The 21,095-nt window shown below is 41.5% G+C and carries 20 protein-coding genes and 1 pseudogene; 11 read left to right on the top strand and 10 right to left on the bottom strand.

The annotated features are described in order from the left end of the window. Positions 1-518: 518 nt before the first annotated feature. Both QUD05_RS17345 and QUD05_RS17340 read left to right on the top strand, forming a co-directional pair. Positions 519-1,772 carry a DUF4912 domain-containing protein gene (locus QUD05_RS17345; RefSeq protein WP_289797156.1) on the top strand — a complete coding sequence of 418 codons (1,254 nt, stop codon included), beginning with the start codon at positions 519-521 and terminating at the stop codon, positions 1,770-1,772. An 85-nt stretch (positions 1,773-1,857) separates the two neighbouring features. Continuing rightward, positions 1,858-2,784, top strand: coding sequence for a phosphodiester glycosidase family protein (locus QUD05_RS17340; protein WP_289797155.1), 927 nt, complete (start codon positions 1,858-1,860; stop codon positions 2,782-2,784). 143 nt (positions 2,785-2,927) lie between these two features. On the opposite strand, the gene crtR is transcribed toward QUD05_RS17340, so the two are convergent. Continuing rightward, positions 2,928-3,989, bottom strand: coding sequence for a beta-carotene hydroxylase (crtR, locus tag QUD05_RS17335; protein WP_289797154.1), 1,062 nt, complete (start codon positions 3,987-3,989; stop codon positions 2,928-2,930). Positions 3,990-4,732: 743 nt separating this feature from the next. On the opposite strand from crtR, the gene QUD05_RS17330 reads away from it, so the two are divergent. Continuing rightward, positions 4,733-5,155, top strand: coding sequence for a lysozyme inhibitor LprI family protein (locus tag QUD05_RS17330; RefSeq protein ID WP_289797153.1), 423 nt, complete (start codon positions 4,733-4,735; stop codon positions 5,153-5,155). 251 nt (positions 5,156-5,406) lie between these two features. On the opposite strand, the gene QUD05_RS17325 is transcribed toward QUD05_RS17330, so the two are convergent. From QUD05_RS17325 to QUD05_RS17315, 3 genes are read right to left on the bottom strand one after another with little or no spacing between them, the layout of a single operon-like run. Next, positions 5,407-6,114 carry an actin-binding WH2 domain-containing protein gene (locus QUD05_RS17325; protein ID WP_289797152.1) on the bottom strand — a complete coding sequence of 236 codons (708 nt, stop codon included), beginning with the start codon at positions 6,112-6,114 and terminating at the stop codon, positions 5,407-5,409. 42 nt (positions 6,115-6,156) lie between these two features. After that, positions 6,157-6,861 (bottom strand): actin-binding WH2 domain-containing protein, encoded by a 705-nt coding sequence (locus QUD05_RS17320; protein WP_289797151.1) that lies wholly within the window; start codon positions 6,859-6,861, stop codon positions 6,157-6,159. Positions 6,862-6,884: 23 nt separating this feature from the next. Continuing rightward, complete coding sequence (locus tag QUD05_RS17315; protein WP_289797150.1) at positions 6,885-8,432, bottom strand: FAD-dependent oxidoreductase; 1,548 nt, start codon at positions 8,430-8,432, stop codon at positions 6,885-6,887. 379 nt (positions 8,433-8,811) lie between these two features. Here QUD05_RS17315 and QUD05_RS17310 point away from each other — a divergent pair, with 379 nt between their 5' ends. The 3 genes from QUD05_RS17310 (at position 8,812) to QUD05_RS17300 (ending at position 9,977) form a co-directional block, all read left to right on the top strand. Continuing rightward, entirely contained in the window at positions 8,812-9,219 is a 408-nt protein-coding gene (locus tag QUD05_RS17310) for a transposase family protein (protein WP_289795575.1), read from the top strand. A gap of 119 nt (positions 9,220-9,338) precedes the next feature. Next, on the top strand, positions 9,339-9,620 hold the full coding sequence (locus QUD05_RS17305; RefSeq protein ID WP_289795576.1) for a hypothetical protein: 282 nt from the start codon (positions 9,339-9,341) through the stop codon (positions 9,618-9,620). A gap of 195 nt (positions 9,621-9,815) precedes the next feature. Beyond that, positions 9,816-9,977 (top strand): hypothetical protein, encoded by a 162-nt coding sequence (locus QUD05_RS17300; protein ID WP_289794484.1) that lies wholly within the window; start codon positions 9,816-9,818, stop codon positions 9,975-9,977. Positions 9,978-10,124: 147 nt separating this feature from the next. Here the strand turns inward: QUD05_RS17300 and QUD05_RS17295 are convergent, their stop codons facing one another. Beyond that, positions 10,125-12,224, bottom strand: coding sequence for a pentapeptide repeat-containing protein (locus tag QUD05_RS17295; RefSeq protein ID WP_289797149.1), 2,100 nt, complete (start codon positions 12,222-12,224; stop codon positions 10,125-10,127). Between the two features lie 365 nt (positions 12,225-12,589). Here QUD05_RS17295 and QUD05_RS17290 point away from each other — a divergent pair, with 365 nt between their 5' ends. Both QUD05_RS17290 and QUD05_RS17285 read left to right on the top strand, forming a co-directional pair. Beyond that, positions 12,590-12,832 (top strand): hypothetical protein, encoded by a 243-nt coding sequence (locus QUD05_RS17290; protein WP_194001515.1) that lies wholly within the window; start codon positions 12,590-12,592, stop codon positions 12,830-12,832. Then, on the top strand, positions 12,825-12,992 hold the full coding sequence (locus tag QUD05_RS17285; RefSeq protein ID WP_289797148.1) for a type II toxin-antitoxin system RelE family toxin: 168 nt from the start codon (positions 12,825-12,827) through the stop codon (positions 12,990-12,992). The genes QUD05_RS17290 and QUD05_RS17285 overlap by 8 nt, the downstream gene beginning before the upstream one ends. A gap of 174 nt (positions 12,993-13,166) precedes the next feature. On the opposite strand, the gene QUD05_RS17280 is transcribed toward QUD05_RS17285, so the two are convergent. Further along, positions 13,167-13,754, bottom strand: a complete 588-nt coding sequence (locus QUD05_RS17280; RefSeq protein ID WP_289797147.1) for a Uma2 family endonuclease — start codon at positions 13,752-13,754, stop codon at positions 13,167-13,169. Between the two features lie 84 nt (positions 13,755-13,838). Between QUD05_RS17280 and QUD05_RS17275 the strand changes: the two genes are divergently transcribed. Further along, a complete protein-coding gene (locus QUD05_RS17275) occupies positions 13,839-14,018 on the top strand; it encodes a hypothetical protein (protein ID WP_289797146.1) in 180 nt (59 codons plus the stop codon). A gap of 169 nt (positions 14,019-14,187) precedes the next feature. Here the strand turns inward: QUD05_RS17275 and QUD05_RS17270 are convergent, their stop codons facing one another. After that, entirely contained in the window at positions 14,188-14,580 is a 393-nt protein-coding gene (locus QUD05_RS17270) for a hypothetical protein (protein ID WP_289797145.1), read from the bottom strand. 100 nt (positions 14,581-14,680) lie between these two features. Here QUD05_RS17270 and QUD05_RS17265 point away from each other — a divergent pair, with 100 nt between their 5' ends. Beyond that, positions 14,681-15,355, top strand: coding sequence for a response regulator transcription factor (locus tag QUD05_RS17265; RefSeq protein WP_289797144.1), 675 nt, complete (start codon positions 14,681-14,683; stop codon positions 15,353-15,355). Between the two features lie 132 nt (positions 15,356-15,487). Continuing rightward, a complete protein-coding gene (locus tag QUD05_RS17260) occupies positions 15,488-16,762 on the top strand; it encodes a sensor histidine kinase (RefSeq protein ID WP_289797143.1) in 1,275 nt (424 codons plus the stop codon). A gap of 18 nt (positions 16,763-16,780) precedes the next feature. On the opposite strand, the gene QUD05_RS17255 is transcribed toward QUD05_RS17260, so the two are convergent. The 3 genes and pseudogenes from QUD05_RS17255 to QUD05_RS17245 all read right to left on the bottom strand — a co-directional run bounded on the left by QUD05_RS17255 (position 16,781) and on the right by QUD05_RS17245 (position 20,778). Beyond that, the gene (locus tag QUD05_RS17255) at positions 16,781-17,422 is read right to left on the bottom strand and encodes an FMN-binding negative transcriptional regulator (RefSeq protein WP_289797142.1); all 642 of its coding nucleotides are present in this window, start codon (positions 17,420-17,422) and stop codon (positions 16,781-16,783) included. A 343-nt stretch (positions 17,423-17,765) separates the two neighbouring features. Further along, a pseudogene (locus tag QUD05_RS17250) lies at positions 17,766-19,369 on the bottom strand (B12-binding domain-containing radical SAM protein). An 875-nt stretch (positions 19,370-20,244) separates the two neighbouring features. Next, positions 20,245-20,778 (bottom strand): universal stress protein, encoded by a 534-nt coding sequence (locus QUD05_RS17245; RefSeq protein ID WP_289797141.1) that lies wholly within the window; start codon positions 20,776-20,778, stop codon positions 20,245-20,247. Positions 20,779-21,095: the final 317 nt, after the last annotated feature.

Raw genomic sequence — 21,095 nt, 5'->3', positions numbered from 1 at the left:
TAAGTTTGCCCCACGTTTTGGTTTGCGATCGATATTGGCCAACTAGGAATTTAGTGGTGGGTTCAATGCCTAATCCCTTTGAATCCTACTCCTTTGTTTGTAGATTGTGATTTTTGGTTAGCTAAAAGAGCAATGTCATGAAAGCTTGATATATTTGCTATTGCTTAACGTGTAAATCACCAAAAATGTTATGAAAACATGACAATTAGATCCCAGAAGGGCTGATAAATTCGTGAAACAGCTAAAAAACCTACTTCTTACCCCTTGATCCCTAGATATGCTTAGTGGTTAATATTGACTTAACAAATAAAAATCCTCCGATCCCAAAGAAATGCTAATTTTGGCACAATAAGGAATTGAAAGGGTGTTAGCTCAATTTAAAAACAGATTAAAAAACTTAAAAACTGGGCAAAACCAGGAGTCAGGATAAAAAATTCATCTGGAATGGATGAGATTTTACATAGCATTCTTTAACCAGGGGAAATCATTTACCGCTTAAACTACTGGAGGCCAAATTAATGGCAAAAGAACGCCCGCCACTAGAGGAGATGACTTTACGCCAACTACGCAAAGTTGCTAGCGAATATAGCATCTCTCGCTATAGCCGAATGCGTAAATCACAACTACTGGCATCAATACAAGAAGTCCAGCGTAGCAGAACCTTACTCAGTCCATCTCGTTCATTGGAGGCACAAGAAACCGTGGAAGCTGCAAAGTTTGAATTAGGTCAGGAAGATCGTACTGGCGGATCTTTAGCTGATGTTGATGAAGGACTGGCAGATTTGCCCTCTGGCTATGGTGAAAGCCGGATTGTACTCTTACCGCGCGATCCTCAGTGGGCTTACACTTACTGGGATGTTCCCAATGAACACAAAGAGGAACTGCGTCGGCAAGGCGGACAACAACTAGCACTACGGATTTATGATGTCACCGACATCGATATCGAATACCAAAGCCCACATAGTATTCAAGAATATCCCGCTGATGAACTAGCTAGAGAATGGTATATACCAGTTCCAGTTAGCGATCGCGATTATACAATCGATATTGGCTATCGTGCTGCTGATGGTCGTTGGTTAGTACTAGCTCGTTCTAGTAGAGTACACATTCCTCCTGTCTATCCTTCTGACTGGATTGAGGATGTCTTCATCACTGTAAATTTTGAAGAAGATTTACGTGGCAAAACTCAGTACGAACTAGTTCCTCCTGCCAAGAAGATTGCAGCTACCGCCAACGGCAATGTTGGTAATGCTGTGAATGGCAACCCCATCTACGACGAAATATTTGGTTTAGCAGAATCTGCCGAAGCACTACGGGTTGCTGGTTCTATCTTCGGCTCCCAACAAGGTGCAGCGCGTCCTGAACAAGCCATTAGCTCCTACATTTTCCCATCTGGTGTGGGTATGTGGGCAACTCCTACCGTATCTGGCTTAACCGCTTCCGGTGCAGGAATGTCAGGTGTTGGCTTCTCAGCTTCTGCCGTACCAGTGCGTCCGCGCAAGTTCTGGTTAATTGCCGATGCTGAGTTGATAGTCTACGGTGCAACCGAACCCGATGCGACTGTAACCATTGGTGGCCGTCCAATTAAGCTGAATCCAGATGGAACATTCCGCTTCCAGATGTCCTTCCAGGATGGTTTAATTGACTACCCAATTATGGCTGTAGCTGCTGATGGTGAGCAAACCCGCTCAATTCAGATGAAATTTAATCGTGAGACACCATCTCGGAATACTAACACCAAAGAAGAAGCTGTTTTAGAATGGTTCTCTTAAGTTTTGGCTCTGAGATTGACTCCAGACTGAAATTTTAAATTATTCCCCGCTATAGTAATTCTGTAGCGGTTTTTTTTGTATTATTATGTCTACAAAAAAATTATTTTTGTTATTTATCTTGATAATCAGTGCAAGCTTATTATCAGGTTGTCAAAAAATTGAAGCAAATTTAGTCCCAAAAGCGTCTAAAAGTTGCCCTGGCAAAGATGCCAAGTTCAGTATTGATTTTTTTAAAACCAATAATCAAGGTAAAAAAAATCCTAAAGGTATTAATAATGTAATTATTTTTAATCCCAAATCAGCTGAATTAGATTTCAAAGTTAATGTTGGTCTATCTCATAAACTTTATGCCAAAGATAGTAGAGGTAAACTGCGTAAAGAATATGTAGCAAAACAGTTTCGTGAACTCATTGCTGATGAGAATGCCAAGTTAAACGGACAGCTACCCATTGCTGCAATTAATGCGGACTATATAGATACTGAAGATAAACCCCAAGGCTTAAATATTTCTCGTGGCGTAGAGTATTCAGGAGCATTTAAAAATAAACGTTCTTCCTTTGGGGTATCAGGAGGTACACCCCGGCAGCGACAGGCTACTATTCAAGCTGGCAGAAGAACAAATGATATTCTCAATTACAATTTAGTGGGCGGGAATGGCAGATTCTATCGTCAGGGGAAGTTTAAAGATATTTGTCAAGATTTGGGAGAATTTGCTTGTAAAAATGCAACTAATCGCTCTCTAGCAGCTATCACTAATCAAGGCTATGTAATCTTATTAGTTAATGACTTGAAAGCTAATTCAGAGATTGAATTATCTCAACTTAATCAAGAGTTACTGCCAGATATGTTTGATAATGTCCTAGAAGGTATTGCTAGCAATAACTGTTTAGGTAAGATTCAAGAAGGGATTTTATTTGATGGAGGTATGTCTCCAGGATTGTATTACAACCAGAAAACTTATGTAGAAAACCTTGGACCGATTGGTTCAGTTTTTTTGATTTACAAAAAATAAAATAGTTATAATTCCTAAAATTATTGTGCCCCTCCCCGATGCTTTGTCCTACGGTGTACACACAAGTTCTAAAAACCTAGCTTTATAAGACTTTCCTCGTTTTCTCTCGTTCCCAGTCTCCGACTGGGAACGAGATAGAATGCTTATTTACGACTTTGTGGTTCATCTTGATTTTTAGTTTTTTGATGAGAAAAGCGAATTCCTACAAAGATATCGTAAATAAACTCTAAAAAGTCTTTCTTTTGTAGTAACCCTGAAGTTTGATAACAGCCTTTTTCATCTAATAAAGGCTTCATCAGATAGTATGTAGACTGATATTTGTACCAGGGAATACAAGTCCATAAATGATGAATTAAATGGTAGTTCTGGCCTAAAATTAGGATATTAAGAATTGGGCTAGGGTATACACGAGCATTTTTCCAGCGATCGCGTTCAACAAAGGGACGATGGGGCAAATAATCAAAAAACAAGCCCAGTATTAATCCTACGATACCAGAAGGTACAACCCAAAAATTGAGAACGTACATTAAAAAATGATACTGAACTGAGATATAAACAATTGCAACAACAATTGAGCGGCTAATTAACCATTCCCATAGCTCATATTTGCGCCACAGTCGCCGTCGAAAGAAAAACACCTCGTGGGACAAGAATCGAAATGCAATCATCCACAGCGGGCCACCTGTAGAAACAAAATGATCTGGGTCATCTTTGGGATCGTTGACATGAGCATGATGCTGCAAATGTACTCGTGTAAACACTGGGAAAACAAACCCTAGCATCAGGGCGCTACCATGCCCTAATATGGCATTAATGATTCGATTGCGGTGGGCAGATTGGTGACAAGCATCATGAATTACTGTTCCAGCACAATGCAAAGCAATAATATTAAAACTAAAACACAGCCAGTCTGGCCATTGCCAAAGCCAGTAACCACAATGAGATGACACCAGTACTGTCACAGATGCAAAAAACAGTAGTAATGTAGGATTGAAATCACCAGGAGGCGCTAACAATTCCTTCGGTGGAGCTTTCAGCAGTTTTTCTGCTTCTGAATTTACTGTTCTTACTTCTGTATCTACTACGTCTTTAAATATGACTTCCAAGTTGTTGCCATTTAGCTTTTTATAGTCATCAACGGCTGGGTCGATGATGATTAGGCTTTTGTCCGGGATGTCAAAAAAATTAGGATCTAAAGAGGTCATAATTTTCCTGGTCTTGATTCGTTGATAAAATGGGTTTGAAATCCCAAACTCAGCCAGCACAGAATAGATTTCTTGCCCCGATTAGAGAGATGAAAAGATTGAAAATTTAGCCAATACTCTTCTCTATTCAAATTAGGTATGGACTGTAAGAGATAGGGAATAGAAAAAATTTTTAATTCCTTGTTACACTACACACATAAACAAAAGATTTGATTTTTCATTTCGGGAGTTGCTCCTGTTACTCATAATGCCAGCGACAACAGCATACATAGATTTTGGTTTGATATCGACATTTATCGATTTGCCTAGTCAATGTTTTTTGCGATGTGCTGAAATTGTGCTTTGTTATTGATTGTGTGAAAAACAATTTTCAACAATATAAAGAATACAGTTATTTTAACGATCAATGCAAGAGTTTTATCGGAATTTGGCTGTATAATAAAAATATTTTAGACACAGATATCATACTTCAAACAAAAATATATATTTTATTTGCTTAAATAAAAATCTCATCCCTTTTTCGGGATGATGCAATAAGTATATATACTAGCGATCGCTTATCCCTTTTCGATTTCATGCAGTTGCCGTGTTCTTCTTTTAACCAAAACTCCATCGCTGGAGTGTACTGGTAGCCAGAATGAACCATGACACCTCTTTGTGGAGCATACCACTTCCTACTCTGATTCTGAGTTCGAGGCTACCAAAAATATCAAATTTCTATACTTAACAACAAAGATTTTGCTATGCGTCAATTATTACTAGTTTTTTCCAGTATACTAACCCTCAGCAGTTTAAATACTCCTGCGATGACAATAGCAGGTACAACGCCTGATTTATCTGAGATGCGCTTAGTTCAAAAGTTAAACTGCAATAATCCTCAAACTCAAGCAGCAATTAATGAATGTACGAGGTTATCTTATCAGAATGCAGATAGAAAACTAAATCAAGTTTATCAACAATTGATATCTACACTAGAAAGACCTAGAAAACAGAAATTGATTGCTGCACAACTTGCATGGATCAAGTTTCGAGATACCAATTGTGAGTTTGAAAGAAGCAGATATGAGGGCGGAAGTATTGCCTCTAGCATTTATTCTGGTTGTTTGGAAGATACCACAAAACTGCGTACCCAACAATTACAAGAATATCTGAAAACTGACCCTTAAGCTGAAGCTGAAAGTCAGTCTATAATAAGCTTTTAGAGATTAGACTTGTTGCATGAATCTAAAGCCCTCACCCTAAATCCCTCTCCCACGCTTGGCAGAGGGACTTTTAAGTTTGCATTTGTGCAAGAGGTTTATTGAGTCAGAGACTCAATGAATGCATTCTCAGGCAGCAGCCTGGGAACGAGGAAAAGCTAGGTTTTTATTAACTACTAGTTGTCATTAGGAACTAGAGTAATTATCTTTTTCTGAGATTAACGGAAACCTAAAATTTCGGAAATCGCCCTTACAATATCCAAATAAAAGTTGCCTTTCACTGCCCGAAACAACTCAAATTTAGAGTCAGGCGCACCAAAAAACGGCCTGAGAAACCATCCTAACTGCATACCAACAAAGGCATAAAGCAATAACCAGGATCTTAAAATAGTGGTGCGGGTTTTTTTACCAACTTCATCTTGTTGAGAAAGTAATTGCATTCCTTCATATAGAAACTTCACGCCAAATACGCCTGTAATACCAAAAATAAATACATTCAGCAGTTTAAAAAATTGATAAGAATCGGGTGTAGTGATTAGAAAAAATAGCGTAACTGGTGCCAAGCTAAATAAAAGTACGCTAATCACTGATACAGATGTGAGTAATACAACGAAATGCTGTAAAATACTGCTCCGAGAACCAAACAAAACATTAAAAAAGAACAAAGTTGGGAAACAAATAATCAGTGTGATTAAATAGAAAACCGGAAGCTTAATAGCGCCCGATAATGCCTGTCCCCAACTATGGGATGCACCGATAATTGCTCCATAAAGGGCAAAAAATATAGAACTAGTTACGAACAGAGAACTGATTTTATTTTGTAATCGTACTCCCTGACGAATTTCTTCTAAAAATGACTGGCGATCGCGCAGTAAATTCACTAAAACACCAAATTGTTGAATTCCGCGATTTTGCTTTTTCAGCATGATTTTATAGTTTGTATATTTTGTGGAATTACTAATTACTAATTAACGGAATCCAAAGAGATAGCTAAGAGATTTAATGACGCTTAAATAGAAATTACCTTCTCTTTCGCGGAATAGTTCAAACACAGAACCAGGTGTGCCAAAAAACGGTCTGAGAGTCCATCCTAACTGACTGCCTACGAAAGCGTAAAGAAATAGCCAAAATTGTAAAATTTTCTGGCGGGTTTTACTACTTTCATCATCTTGTTCTAAAACTAAACTTGTGGCTTGATATAAAGACGAAATACCAATAAATCCAGTCATGGCAAAGATAAAGACATTTAACAAAATTAGAAATTGGTAATTATTGGTGGTAATTAAGAAAAACAGCGTGATTGGAGCAAAGCTAAATAAAAGTACGCTGGTGACTGAAACCGCAGTTAAGACTAATGCTAAATGCTGGGCAAAACTCCGTTTGGAACCAAAAATGATGTTCGCAAAAAACAACGTCGGGATACAAATCAAAAGTGTGATTAAATAAAGCGCTGGGAGTTTAATGGCGGAAGATAAAGCTTGCATCCAGCTATGGTATGCACCAATAATTCCGCCATAAGCAGCGATGAATAAGGAACTGCAAACCAGCAGCGAAATGATTTTATTTGGTAATCTCGTACCTTGGCGAATTTCCTCTAGAAAACCTTGGCGATCGCGCAGGAATCCAATCAGTACTGCAAAGTATTTGATTCCTGATGATTTCCGTTCAATCATGTTATCCTCACACCGATATTATTTTAAGTTTCATCTGAGTAATCACCGCCAGAACCATACTTCCAAGCATCAATCAAACGATGCCAATAATATTGTTGTTCTTTTGGTTGATTCTTAATCCATGTTTCTAGCATTGGACTTAGCGAAAATAAGGCAGTGTAAACACCTAAATTACTGTAATGTAACATCCAATCTAGCAAACTTGCCAAACCTACTTGCGGAATTATCTTGGCAACTATTCCAGGATGATATAAACCAGTTTTTAACAGTGTTTGCGTTAGTGCCGAAAACTGCACTATATCTTGTAAAAAGGGTTTTAGCACTGGTGTACCTAACTGTTGCATTTCTTGAAATACTGCCGAGAGTAATTGGTTAATTTGATCTGGGGCAATTTTCTGATTTACACCAACACTCATTGCCCTTTGAAATAACCAGGTAACAGTCAAACTCGGCTGGTAGGGTTGCAGCAGTGTTAACGCTTTTGCAGATAATTGTTCTGTTTCTAGCGCTTCGTCAATGCCATAAGTTAAACGCTTTAGGTGACGCACCATTGCTCCAAAACCACCAAAACTCAAGGGAGATTGACTACCACTGCTATCTCCGGCTGGTAGAATACGATTCCAAGGGGTTTTTAGCGGACTTTGGCGATAGGTGGGAAAGAAACCAAATAATGCCCGTTGAAATTTCAGGTTGCTCAACTCCACTCCCTGATATTCTGGTAAAAGACGCAGATATTCCTCAAATAGAGCTTCTAAACTCAAACGTTCAGGATGTGCATCCATGTAGGTAAATAAGTAAGTTGTTCTGCCATCCCTAGCTGGAAAAGCTTCCCAGAAGTATTGGCATTGATTTTGCAACTCAGTGAATGATAATAATAAATCGCCTGAGTTATTTTCTGGAAAACCTTGAGCGCAACTTCCTACAACCAAGCACAGCGCATCTGGTTTTTTGCCTTGGCGTGCTTGTTGGGTGATTGGTGAAAAATGCCCCATCGCGTCGATTAATAACCGAGTTTTGAATTGGTTATTTATCATCACCCCATCGGGATGAACTACTGCTTCGGTAAAGGGTGTGTTTTCTAACAACTTTCCCCCAGCAGCGAGAAATCGGGTTTTCAAAGTAGCTAGTAGATAAACCGGATCTACGCCGATATTCAAGACATCCTCTACCCAAACTTCTGTACCGCCAGCAAAACTAACTCGCGCTGGGTTATATTGAGTGGCGATCGCACTCTCCAATTCTTTCTCAGTCAGCAAGTTTAATTCCACAAACACATCTAATTCTTTGCGAGAAATATTCCATTCTTGTTCTCTCCCCCGCAAAATACCCCGTTCCAGCAACGCCACCCGCAACCCCTTCACCGCCAAGGCGCAACCAATTAAAATGCCCAAAGTGCCACCGCAGATTAGCACATCGAAGTCCGTATCGCCTAAAAGCTGTTGATTTTCTTTAACTAACGTTGGTACTGGTGCGGAGTTTTCGCGCACAGATGTTAAGATGCGATCGCCTTGGCGCAATCCTCCTAAAACATCGCCGGGTAATTGGGAAAGAATTTCTTCAGTTAAAGACATTTTGGAAAAATTTAACTCTACATTCCAAAACTACCTGAGAATGAAGAAAGTAAATACGATGATGAGGAGTCGGAAGATATTTAAGTTACTTGTAGCCTCAATGTTAGTCAACAGGCTAACCCATACAGCACTTCCGGCAGCTATGAGGTACATCCTCAAAGCTGAAAGCTATGATAGAAAAGGGCAAAAAGAAAAACTGTACTGTATTGCATAATAGCTGTCATATCATGTCCGCCAAATTACCCATAATAAAATAACCCCACCCCCAACCCCCTCCCCGCCTGCGGGGAGCAGGGTGGATTAATTGTCGAGAGAGAAAATATAACATAGAAGGATGATTCCTTAAGAAAAACACGGTTCTCCCAGAGGAAAGTTAGGAATGAATTTAATCGAAGCAATCCAAGGGGTTCCCGATTATCGACATGCTAGAGGTATTAGACATAGACTTTGGATAATACTAACTATAGTTTTGTTAGGTAGTTGTACAGGATATTGGGGGTATAAACCTTTAGCTGAGTTCACAAAAAATCATCGATTATCTCTAATCAAATTATTAGATTTATCTCCAGATATTCAATTTCCGTCAGCATCAACATTCAGAAATATTATGATGTCAATTGATTTTCAGATATTAGCTGAACTGTTTAACGTCTGGGCAGAAAAGAGTTTGCCAATTAATTTCAAAGAATTATTTGCCATCGATGGGAAATGTATTAAAAGTACTGTAACCGGGGGAAATCAATCCTATCAAAACTTTGTGAGTATCGTTTCAGTTTTCAGTTTATAGTCATCAGCAAGGATGGGTAATCAGACATCAAGCTATGGAAAATAACAAAAACAGTGAGATTAGTGTGGTAGAAGAGCTAATTAAAAAGCTTTATGGGCATCATATCGTGATTACAGCCGATGCACTACATTGCCAAAAAAACTGTTGAGCTGATTATCGAGGGAGAAAATGACTACATTATTACTATTAAAAGAAACCAGCCAAATCTCCTGAAAGTAGCTACTGAGCTAGCTGAATCCTCAATCGCTATCGATACCAATTACCATGATGAAAATTTACATGGACGAAAGACTACTCGTCAAGTCAAAGTCTATCCAATTCCATTTGAGTCACTACCTGATTGGGTTGGCGCTAAAAGTTTAATTGAGGTTAACAGATATGGAACTCGACCTCAAGGATAGAATTGTCGTCGCCAGATTGTTGACTATCATGAACAACACTTTTATTTAAGTAGCTGAAATTATTCAGCTTCAGAATTCGCGGAGATTATTCGTGGTCATTGGTCAATTGAAAATCAACTTCATTGGGTCAAGGATGTAACTTTAAATGAAGATAACTGTATTCATACTGGCGGTTTTTCACCAGCTAATTGGGCGATGGTCAGACAGTTTTTAGTTTCCCTGGCTCGTCAGTTAAATTGTCGGACTCTTCCCGAAGCGTTAAGGCTGATGGCTAACCAACTTCAAATGATTTTTGATGCGCTATTTGACCACTCCGACTCCTTTTGCCCAATGCCTGTGAGTCCAATGGTCGAGTGAGAAAACTTTTTCTCTCCCGACAATTAATCCACCCTGCCTGCTCCCCGCAAGCGGGGAGGGGAGACAAAGCGCAGCTTTGGCGGGGTGGGGTTCTTGGGGTTTAGTAAGTAATCAAGCGGACATGATATCACCTACGATCGCGTTAAATTATCCCAAACCGAATAGTTTAGAAATGGCAGGTAATAATTTATTACCCGCTTCCACCAGAGAAGCAACAGCAGGTAAGCCTGTAAATATCCCTTTCAACATGGTGATGGCTGTTTTTGCCGTCTTTTGCGTAGTGGATTCTTGAGGATTTTTCCCCGCTTCAGCTAAACTGTTCACCTGTTCTAGCGCTTCGGTTTTGTCTTCTTCTGACAAATATGTGGATTGGATGATTGCATCTTGCAACTGCGACAATAATTCTTTGATTCCTGGTTTATCGGCATCGGTTGCATCAGGTAACTCATTGAGGGCAATACTCATGTTACCGCTAATGGTTCCTAAATTAGCAATAGAATTATTGCCAGCGATACCGCTAACATTACTGCTACCTTCAATATTGATGCCGCTGATATCTGACATATTTGTATCTCCTTGAGTATAAAATTTCGGCTGCTTGAGAGCAGTATCTACCATATTTTCTAAACTAATAATGCGTTTATCTTTTTCTACCAGCAATAATTGCTGACTCTGCGATAAGGCTTTGAGTTGATTATAATCATCAAAATATTCTGCACTCAGTTGAGATTTATCGCTACCTGGGGCGGTTTTGGCTCTGAGCAAGATTTTATCATCGCCGCGCTTCTCCATTGCCACGATTTCTAACTCGGCTTCGGGATGATTTTCGGCAAGGTTTTTGAAGGCTATGGCAACAGCGCGGGGGTCAACGCCTTGATTATGATAAAGATCGAGGGTGTCAAAAATTGGCTTGATAAAGTCGGCAAAGTCCCCGTCTGCAAATACCTCTTGTTTATTATCAGGTTTGCGGAGCGGGTCGGGGTCTTCTTTAGTGGGTAAGCGCATGAAGACATATTCACACCTCACCCCATGCAATTTAGTTGTATTTGTAATGCCCCAATCTTCAATGTACGCGCTATGTGAGGGTTGCACCTGTAAATCTGTGCCGTCTAGTTGGGTTTGCTTCAGCTTTGCTCTTGACAAATCGGCATCTTGCAAGTTTGCTTCACTGAGGTCAGCACCGATAAAACTGGCATCTGCTAGGTTCGCTGATTGTAAGTTGATACCTGGCAGGTTTTGACGGTCAAAGTTTTTATCCTGTCCCTGTCCTGTAACCAGCAGTTGACGTACTTGTGAGTTCTGAAGATAAGTCAAACCAGGACGAACACGGTCAAGCATTTTGGCTTGATGCCAACGGCTACGGATAAGGATAGTGTTTCGCAAATCTGTACTTTTGAGCGTAGCTTGGGTGAAATCAGCATTGGTTAAGTCAGCGCCACGAAAACTTGTACCTCCTGTAGCAGCAAAGGCGATCGCAATATTACGAAGCAAGGAGTGCTTTTGATTTCCTTTCATAGCTTGCCAACCAATAGAAATGCTAAGTAACACTCCGGCTATGGCTATGAGCAAGGCTATAACTGTGTTGAAGTTTCCGGCTTTGGCTACTCCAACTATAGCTACGAGTATGACTATGGCTATGGGAAAGGCTATTGTAAATGCAAAGGTTATGGCAAAAGCTATAGTTCCGCCTACGGCTATGGCTACGGCTACAGCTATGGCTACAAAAAAGACTACGGTTATGGTGAAAGCTCCAGTTATGGCTCCGTTGAAGGCTCCACTTCCGGCTATAGCTATGGCCCCAGATCCTTCTATGGCTATGCTTTTGGCAAAGCTGAAGGCAAAGGCGAAGCTTCCAGCTACGGCTATGGCCAAGGCTACTGATCCTAAAGCAGCTTCTAATCCTTGAGCAATTGTGACGAAGAAAAAGACAATTAATACAATTAAGGAAGTCCAGCTGCCAATCTGATTTTCTAAGCTGGAAGTATCAAATATTGTTGACACTAATAACCCGTTGACATACCATAAGTATCCTGATAGTCCCGACAACAGCCACGAGACAAGGACTAGGAAAATTGCCCAACGGCGTTGCAGTCCAGCTTTGGCATGACTGAAGTTCGTACCTGTTAAATTAGCGTTGGTGAAGTTTGCCCCTCGGATATCGGCATAGCTAAAGTTTGCACCCGCAAGGTCTTGTCTACCTTTAAAGTTGCGTCCTCGAAGATTTTGACCGGAGAAGTCTAAAGTCATGTTCCACTTTACAGAGGTAAGCAAATTTTACTACACGCTCACCCCTGTAAATTCAGGAATGGTTAGATATATTTGTTAGTTGAGGATAAAAGGTGCAACTTCGAGGATAAAAGGCGCAACTTTGAGCCTCAGAAGGTTATCGTTGAGCCTCAGAAGGTCATCGTTGAGGATAAAAGATGCAACTTCGAGGATAAAAGGTGCAATTTCGAGGATAAAAGGCGCAACTTTGAGCCTCAGAAGGTCATCGTTGAGCCTCGGAAGGTCAACGTTGAGGTTCAGAAGATCATCGTCGAGGTTCAGAAGGTCAATAATATATAAAGAAGGAAACCAATCGATGATAAATAGCGTTAAGTGTAGAAATAACTATGGAATCAAAGCAAGATGACGTTACTATTCTTCAGGAAGCTGAGAAGCGTTTACGGCGACTGTCTCCAGAAAGGCTGCGGGTAGTGAGTGATTTTCTAGCTGATCTAGAAGAAAGAGAAGAAAATGAGGCGACAACGGAACTTTTGAATGTCCCTGGTTTTGAGCAAGCTTTGCGTGAAGCTATGCAGGAAGCTGAGGCTGGGGAAGTGGTGTCATTTGACAGTATTCGTCGTCATGTATGAACTGGTACTGACTCGCAAAGCACAGAAGTTTTATCAAGAAGTAGATGCATCACTAGCCCAACGACTAAACCGTTGCTTTGACCAACTGCGGCAGAATGCTTACGAACATCCAAACATCAAGCGGCTCAAAGGTGATTTCGCAGGTCTTTTTCGCTATTGAGTTGGTGTCTGGCGAGTTGTTTATAAAGTGGATGAAGAACAGCAACTAATTACTATTTTACTGATAGCCCATCGGAGCGATGTATATCAGTAAGTGTTTAGTGTATCTCAAGCATTAATGTAGATATAGGCGCAGATGTCTTTTAGCGATCGCACATCGGTAGTAATTGAGAGTTCACTTCCGTCCTGCCAAGACTTGTTCGGCACTCAAATCCAACTGTGGAAAAGTAAAAGAGATAATGCGTTCTTGTCCTCGGAATGCAACAGCATCATAGAACCCTTCTACTAAGGTGCATATTGTTACTATCTCTTGAATCGGGTCAACAATCCAGTATTCGGGAATTTCCAGAACAGCATACTCAGAACGTTTGCTGCGATAGTCTGTGGTTTGTGTAGATTCGCTGACGACTTCTACCACTAATATAGGGGGAGTTTCGTTGAGTTCGATTACAGCCTCTCGATTAGAAAGTGCTTCCCACTGCTGTGTCGGTAATACTACTACATCTGGAATTCGTGAGGTGTCCCAGCGTCCTCCGCGTGGCGAACGCACTCCGACAGAAAACTTTTGCGCTGTCCAATTCTGGCCAATTTTGGCACTTTCATCATCAAAGCTTCGTTCTAAAAACTTGGAGATGCCACCGTGCTTGCCAGTGCCAAGGCTCATGGGAATTAATTCTCCATCTACCAATTCATATTGGGTATCCGTGCCATCGTTATACTTAAGATACTCTGCAAAAGTAAATTTTTTTGTGGTTGCAGTCATAGTGATACCTACTGTGGGCTGCCCCTATGCAATTCTCATCGATGACTCAATACAGTTATTCTACTTGCATTACAGGAAATACTCATGGAACGCTCAAAATTAATTGCTATTCTTACAGGTGCGATTTCGGTGATTTTAGCGATCGCTTACCTCATCGTAGTCCAATTGCTAGACTACAGGGATATGAAACCCGCCCCCATCAGCCAATTTGACCAAGGGCCTGCAATTATTTCTGTTGTTTGGCAGATTGACAAAATTACCTAATTTTCAAAACAAAGGTTGGCTCAAAGCTAGGGGAAAAGCCAGAACCGACTCGACCCATGTAAATGTTCGTAATAAATTAGGCTTTTCAAACAACCTCTTAGGCAATACGGTTAGGTTAAGGTTTTTTGATGAAAATTATCAATCACAAAGACGCGATAAATTGCCGTCTCTACAATAATGCATTGGATTCAATTATTAATTCTTTAACGCGATCGCGCGGTAAGCCTAACTCTTGACTAAGAGCAGCTTCAAGTTGGCTTATATCTGTGATTGGAAATTCAAATACTATCCTCGTGAGAACTGAGTTGTTAGTTTTAACGTTCACCCGTGAAATTCCTTTTTCGGGGAGAACTTCGACTTTGATCGCTACTATCCTTTTCATAATCTGTCGTGCCGATTGGGTGTCTGCTAGCAGATATTTTTTGGTGAGGTTGGAGCGACTTAAAATTCGATCTCCGACAAAACCGCTCCCTAGCCAAAAAACTAACCCAATCAACGGCAAGGAAAACCAAAATACAAAGCCTAACGATCGCAACACTTGAAAAAGTTGGAGTTGCTGCATGGAAGGTATAAGGTTGAATGTTTACCGTTAGTTTTGTGTCATCCTTTTAGCTTAATCTTAAAATTAGCAAGCGAAAATTACGGCAACCTGAGCAAATAGGATGTTGATCTTACTAGTCGAAGATGACCCATCGCAGTTAGAGCCACTGCGGGCAGCATTATTGAAGGTGGGGCATACAGTAGATGCGCTCGCTGATGGGGAAACAGCACAATGGTTTGCCTTTCGCAAAGACTATGACTTGCTGATTCTAGATTGGATGTTGCCTAAAGTAAGTGGCGTAGAATTGTGTCAAGTATATCGACGAGCAGGTAAGCTGACTCCTGTATTGATGCTGACGGCGAAAGACACGGTTTTAGATAAAGTAATGGGTTTAGATGCTGGAGCCGATGATTACTTAGTAAAGCCTGTGGATGTCCTAGAGTTATTGGCACGAGTCCGGGCACTAGGAAGGCGATCGCCTATGTGGCAAGGAGATATACTTAGCTTGGGCGATTTGCAACTTCATTTATCCAGTTTGACGCTCGAACTTGGTTCGTTGACAACTCAACTTTCTAGCCGGGAGTTTCAATTGATGGAGTATTTAATGCGTCATCCCCGCCAAGTATTATCTCATAACCAGATTGAGCAAGCCCTTTGGAGCTACGGAGAGGAACCTGAAAGTAACGCAGTGACTACCTTAGTTCGCCGCTTGCGCCAGCGCCTACAAACCATTGGTGTCAAAGATTGGATAGAAACAGTGCATCGAATGGGCTATCGAATAAATCCGCCTTTCTAAGCCGTTAGGGGGCAGGGGGCAGAGGGGCAGGGGAGCAGAGGGGCAGGGGAGCAGGGGAGCAGGGAGCAGGGCGAGAAGAATTAATAAGCAGTGCCCAATGACAAATGACCAATGACAAATGACTAATAACTAATGTTTGATCATAGCCGTCGTAATCTTGCTCACTGGTTTGCCCTGTCAATGGGTGGAATTTTGTTCGCCTTTGCAGGGGTGGGCTATTGTCTGAGTGTCGAAGAACAGTTGCGGGTTTTTGACGACGAACTCTTTTCACAAAGTAAAGCCTTTGCCGTCAAAACCCAATACTCGCTTTATCAAAGTCAATGGCAAAATCAGCGCGGCCAGACTCCTGTAGAAAGTGATGCATCCTTGAATGGCGGGCTAATGTATGCACGGTGGTATAACTCTAATAAACAACTTTTGCAGTTTATCGGTTCATCGGGTGGCAAACAGTTGACTGCAAAACCTGGCTTTCAAACAGTAGAAGCACCAATAGACTCAGAATCATTTAGTACAAGAACCTGGGTTCGCCAAGTTACACTTCCTGTTTTGGAAGGTAAGGTGCTGATTGGCTATTTCCAAACGGCAGTTCCAATGAACTCTTTACGCGTTGGACTAAATCAGGCCCGCTTGTTTTTAACTTTTGGGGTTCCCGTGACCTTTGGTGTAATAGGCATTACAGGTTGGTTTTTGGGCGGATTGGCAATGCGACCAAGCCTCCGTGCATATCAGCAATTGCAGCAATTTACAGCCGATGCTTCTCATGAATTACGCGCACCCGTTGCTACGGTATTAAGCAATGCCCAAGTTGCTCTGATGCCCCCCGAAGACCCGGTGGAACAAAGATTGCGGTTGCAAAATATCGCCCAAACTGCTAAGTCCATGAGTACGCTGATTAACGATCTGCTTTTTTTGTCGCGTCATAATGGCTCCCTTGCAGAAACCGGATTAAAACCCGTTGACTTGTGTGAAATATTGCGATCGCTTGCTCAGGAGTTCGCAGCCCTTGCTCCTGCCCAAAATCTCAATTTCAATGCTCACCTTCCAGAGCATCCGATCATGTTAAAAGCTGATGCTAATTTGCTCAAACAAGCTGTGATTAATCTACTGACTAATGCCTTTAAGTACACATCAGCAGATGGAAAGGTAGAATTATATCTTTTTACTCAGTCTCACTCTGCGATAATTCAGGTCAAAGACAACGGCATTGGCATTCCGTCCACTGATTTGCCACATATATTTGATCGTTTTTATCGGGTAGATACTGTCCGATCTCGGCAAACAGGCGGCTTTGGACTCGGACTTGCGATCGCTCAACAAATTGTGCAACGATACGGAGGCCAAATTACTGTAAATAGTATTCTAGGTCAAGGCTCAACCTTTCAAATTAGCCTTCCCCTAAAACTTTGACAAAAATAATTCAAGCTTTCACTCCGGCAAATGTTCACCAGTTTCAAGATTCTGTTTCATTGCAGCACCTATGCCATGAACAGTTGGGTCTGTACTTTGTAGCAAGGCATGGGCAACATTATTCTGGTCAGAATGACTGCGATTTTGGCTAAGTTTGTATTTCCCTTCCAACCGCGTGATGGTCATCTCAAAACCAATAATGCCATTCATCATTCCCTCGCGAAAGTTATCGGATAAGCTATGCCATTGAGATTTATACTCAGAGCCATAGGTGTCAATCATGTCCTCAATCATCTTATCCATTAATTCCGGTGAATCACCAAGGGTAATAACTTGCGGTACACCGTAGGCGTGTACAGCAATGTAGTTCCACGTAGGTACACTCTCTTGCTTCTCATACAAAGAGGGCGAGATATAAGCATGGGGGCCAGTGAATACAGCAAGTGCCTCGCCTACCCCAAAGACCTGCCATTGAGGATTTGGTTTGGCAACATGACCCGATAGCTTCACCACATTATTTTGCACTGTGACAACCAGCGGAATATGTGAGGCAACAGGTACATCATTTAGAATAGACACCAATGTGGCAAAACTATTCGCACGCATGAAGGCAACAAGTTTCTCAATGTCATCTTCTCGAAAAGCATTTGGGATGTACATGATGCTTTAACCTCACTCTCATTCCTCTGGACATGATAAGCTGTTACGCATTTAAGTTGCACATCAACTGGTGAGGTTGGTTGTCCTTTGTCATTTGTCTTTGGTAAACACAAATGTCTAATGACTAATGACGGCCTACACAGAAAATAGTGCAATATGTAGGCGCGTTAGCTTAACGAGAGTTGTCGCAGTTTTTTGAGGTGTAAATATAACTTTGGATCATTCAATCACACAAAGAGATAATAATTGTCTCCTGGTGTGATTGAGCAGGCGATCGCATCTGTTGATAAAATTCAATCACCGTTTGACAATTTGTCTTAACCCAAGCCCATTGTGGTACTAGTTATTTTTTGACGCTTTCTAACACTTCCATCACTTCTGCCTCCGGTTTTACCCTAGCTTCTGCTTCCAGAAATTCAGTTACTTGCGCCTCAATTTCATCTCGGACAATTTGGCGATATTCCAAGAAATGCTCAATTTGGGCACAAACAGCTAAGTAGCTACTCACCCCACCCGGATTATGCTGATACATGCTCCACAAGTTGCGCCAGAATTGCCAGCGTGTCTGACGACGTACACCTTGACGCCAACAAATGATCAGAAACGCTCGGAGTACTTTCCAGTTCAATGGTTTCTTGGCAGCTTTGCCCTTTTTCGGATAGGTTGCTTCGCCCAAAAGCCGGAAGTGTTTGTATGTACGCTCCAAAAACCGCTCTGGCTCATACAAATCACAGAATGCTTGCACATATTCACGAGCAATGTCTTCTAACGGTCGAGTTGGCACAAAGTTCATCAACGTGGTTTGGTTGATGTTGGCAGATTTATTACGGAGTCGTCCTTCCTTTTCTAATCTATGCCAGAGGGGCCGTATCTGGAAGCGCTTGCAACATACTAAATAAGGCTGTGGGAATTGCTGTTTGCTCGACAAACTTGACAATTCGTGCGCCTAGCTCCGACTTTCTCGCCATCAAACCCAATGATAAACCCTGCCATAACTCGCAGCCCGGAGCGGGTAATTCTATTCACCGCCTCGCTGAGTGAGTCTCGCGTATTCTGATATTTCTGCGTGAAAGTAAGACTTTCTTCGTCGGGGGTTTCAATTCCCAGAAAAACTGCTCCAAAATTACACGCTACCATCAAATCCATCAGTTCTTGATCTTGGGCTAAATCAACTGAAGCCTCTGTGGCAAAGGAAAAGGGATAGTTATGTTCTACCATCCAAGGCAGAAGAGACTTCAAGAATAATTTGACATTCCGCTTATTGCCGATGAAGTTGTCATCCACCATAAAAATACTGCGCCGCCAACCCAGTTTGTAGAGATACTCAAGTTCTGCTAAGAGTTGCTCTGGGTTTTTGGTGCGGGGTTTGCGACCGTATAGCACAATAATGTCGCAAAATTCACATTGAAAGGGGCATCCACGGGAAAATTGCACCGACATCTCTGCATAAGCTTCAAACTCTAGCAAGTCAAAGCGAGGTGTTGGAGTGTTAGTGACATCTGGTTTTTCACCACCAGAGCGAAATATACCTGTGCGATCGCCGCGTGCGATCGCTGCTACAAATAAGGGTAGAGTGATTTCACCCTCGTCTAATATCAAATAATCTGCCCCAGCAGATGTCATTTCATCTGGTAGCGCTGTCGGAAAAGGCCCACCTACAGCAACCCGCTTACCTCTCCGTTTTGCTTCCAATATCTGAGAGAGCAAATCCTCTTTTTGCACAATCATCGCCGACATAATAACCAAATCGGCCCAAGCCCATTCGGCTTCTGTACAGACGCGAACATTTCGATCTACTAGCTTAAAATTCCATTCTTGCGGTAAAATCGCCGCTACAGTTACCAAGCCTAAAGGCGGTAGCATTGCTTTACGGTCTAACAAAGCCAGTGTTTTTTCAAAAGACCAAAAACTTTTTGGAAAGCGGGGGTATAAAAGTAAAACGTTCATATTTGATGCTTATAAACCTTGATTTTCGTTGCTAGTTGAGTTCATGTCAAACTAAACCAGTCGTGATAACACATTAGAGGAGCTTCTATATCCACTAGCTGTAACTTATACTATGACTGATTTAGATAAAGCAATATCTTGTTAGGGCGATTATTACTGTTTTTAGAGTAGGGAGTAGCTGAAAATTGCTCAATCAGTGTTAGGAGTGCGATGTCTACGACGAGCAACTCTTGGATAGGCTACACCAACACCTACGCAATTTCCGAAAATCCTCAAACATAGATAATTAAAGGATTTACCTAGAAAGACTAGAACTTGTGGGACGCTCATAAACCAATACAGTTCAGAATGAGCGACAAAACCCAGATGTAGAGACGCGATTTCTCGCGTCTTGAAAGACCAATTATTTACACCAATAACCCCTAACCCAAGCGTATTGGGTTATAAACAAATAGCAGTTCAATATCTGTTCTTTTTATGACTTGGCAAATTGGCAATTCTCAGAAAATTAACTGTGTTATTTTCAATACTATATAAGGTGTATTTGCACTTTCAAGCTATTTAGACGGGCTGCAACCCGTCTTTTTTATCCCTGAATCATTTTAACGTGAAGTTCGATGAACCTCTCTCTCCCACCCTGCCCTCTCCGAAACGGAAAGGGAGGAGCAACGAACAATTCAGCTTTTTGCTCCCCTCTCCGTGTCGGAGAGGGGTTGGGGGAGAGGTCAAATAAGACTTGTCGAACTCACGTTAATTTTAAAATCTCGTTAAATCTCGTTTTCGGGTAGAACTGAAAATGCTCTTTCAGGAGGCAGCAGCCCACTAATCGCTATTCCCAGCCGGAGGCTGGGAACGAGGTAAGACATTGCCATGAATTAGCTGCCAGTGGAAGCGCTTGCGCTTTCTCTGACAACTTCAGCTTTTTTGTCATCAATAGGAAGTTGCACAACATAGACTGAACAAGGAGCATGGTGAAGAACGTAATTACTGACACTACCGAGTAATAGTTCCGCTAGACCAGAGTGACCTCGACGCCCAATCACAATGAGGTCGGCGCCCCAATTCCCAGCTAAGTCACAAATAACTCGACTCGGACTGCCAGGGATTTGCCTAAATTCAGTGTTCACTGCGGCTGTATTTGCTTGAGCGCAGAACGATTGCAACATCTCCACACCTTGATTTTTCCATTTTTCCCACTCCTGTATGTGAGACTCTGAGACTTGGTTCCACATTCCTGGATAGTAGTCAAAAGTAGACACGGGTATATAAGGACTACCTTCTTCTTCAGTAGATAAAACGTGTAGCAGCAATAAACTAGCTCCAGTCATCTTAGCTAAAGCAACGCCTTGCTCAAAAATATGTTTGCCCATCTCAGAGCAATCTAATGCAAGCAGAATTTTTTTAAACATATATACCTCTAATACTTCGGCTAGGTGAGTTTTTTCAGATCCTCATCTTTATAGTCAGGTATAGAGAAATAATTTGAGAAACTTGTGAGGAATGCAAAAGAGCATACAACACTTTATATTACATTTTGAAGTACAAAAAGTCGGTTAAAGCATGGAGTNNNATGATTACCGACACTACCATTAACCATATACGAATAAGTAGGTCGGTGNNNATATTTATTGTTGGGATGAGGCAGGAGGCAGGAGGCAGGAGGGAAGAGGGTTTAAGTCTATTTAATTTTTCTNNNCATAGTTTGGTTTTTCCACATCGTTCTACT

This window comes from Nostoc sp. GT001 (assembly GCF_030382115.1).
Classification (GTDB): domain Bacteria; phylum Cyanobacteriota; class Cyanobacteriia; order Cyanobacteriales; family Nostocaceae; genus Nostoc.
This window is presented reverse-complemented; position numbering and strand designations above follow the sequence as displayed.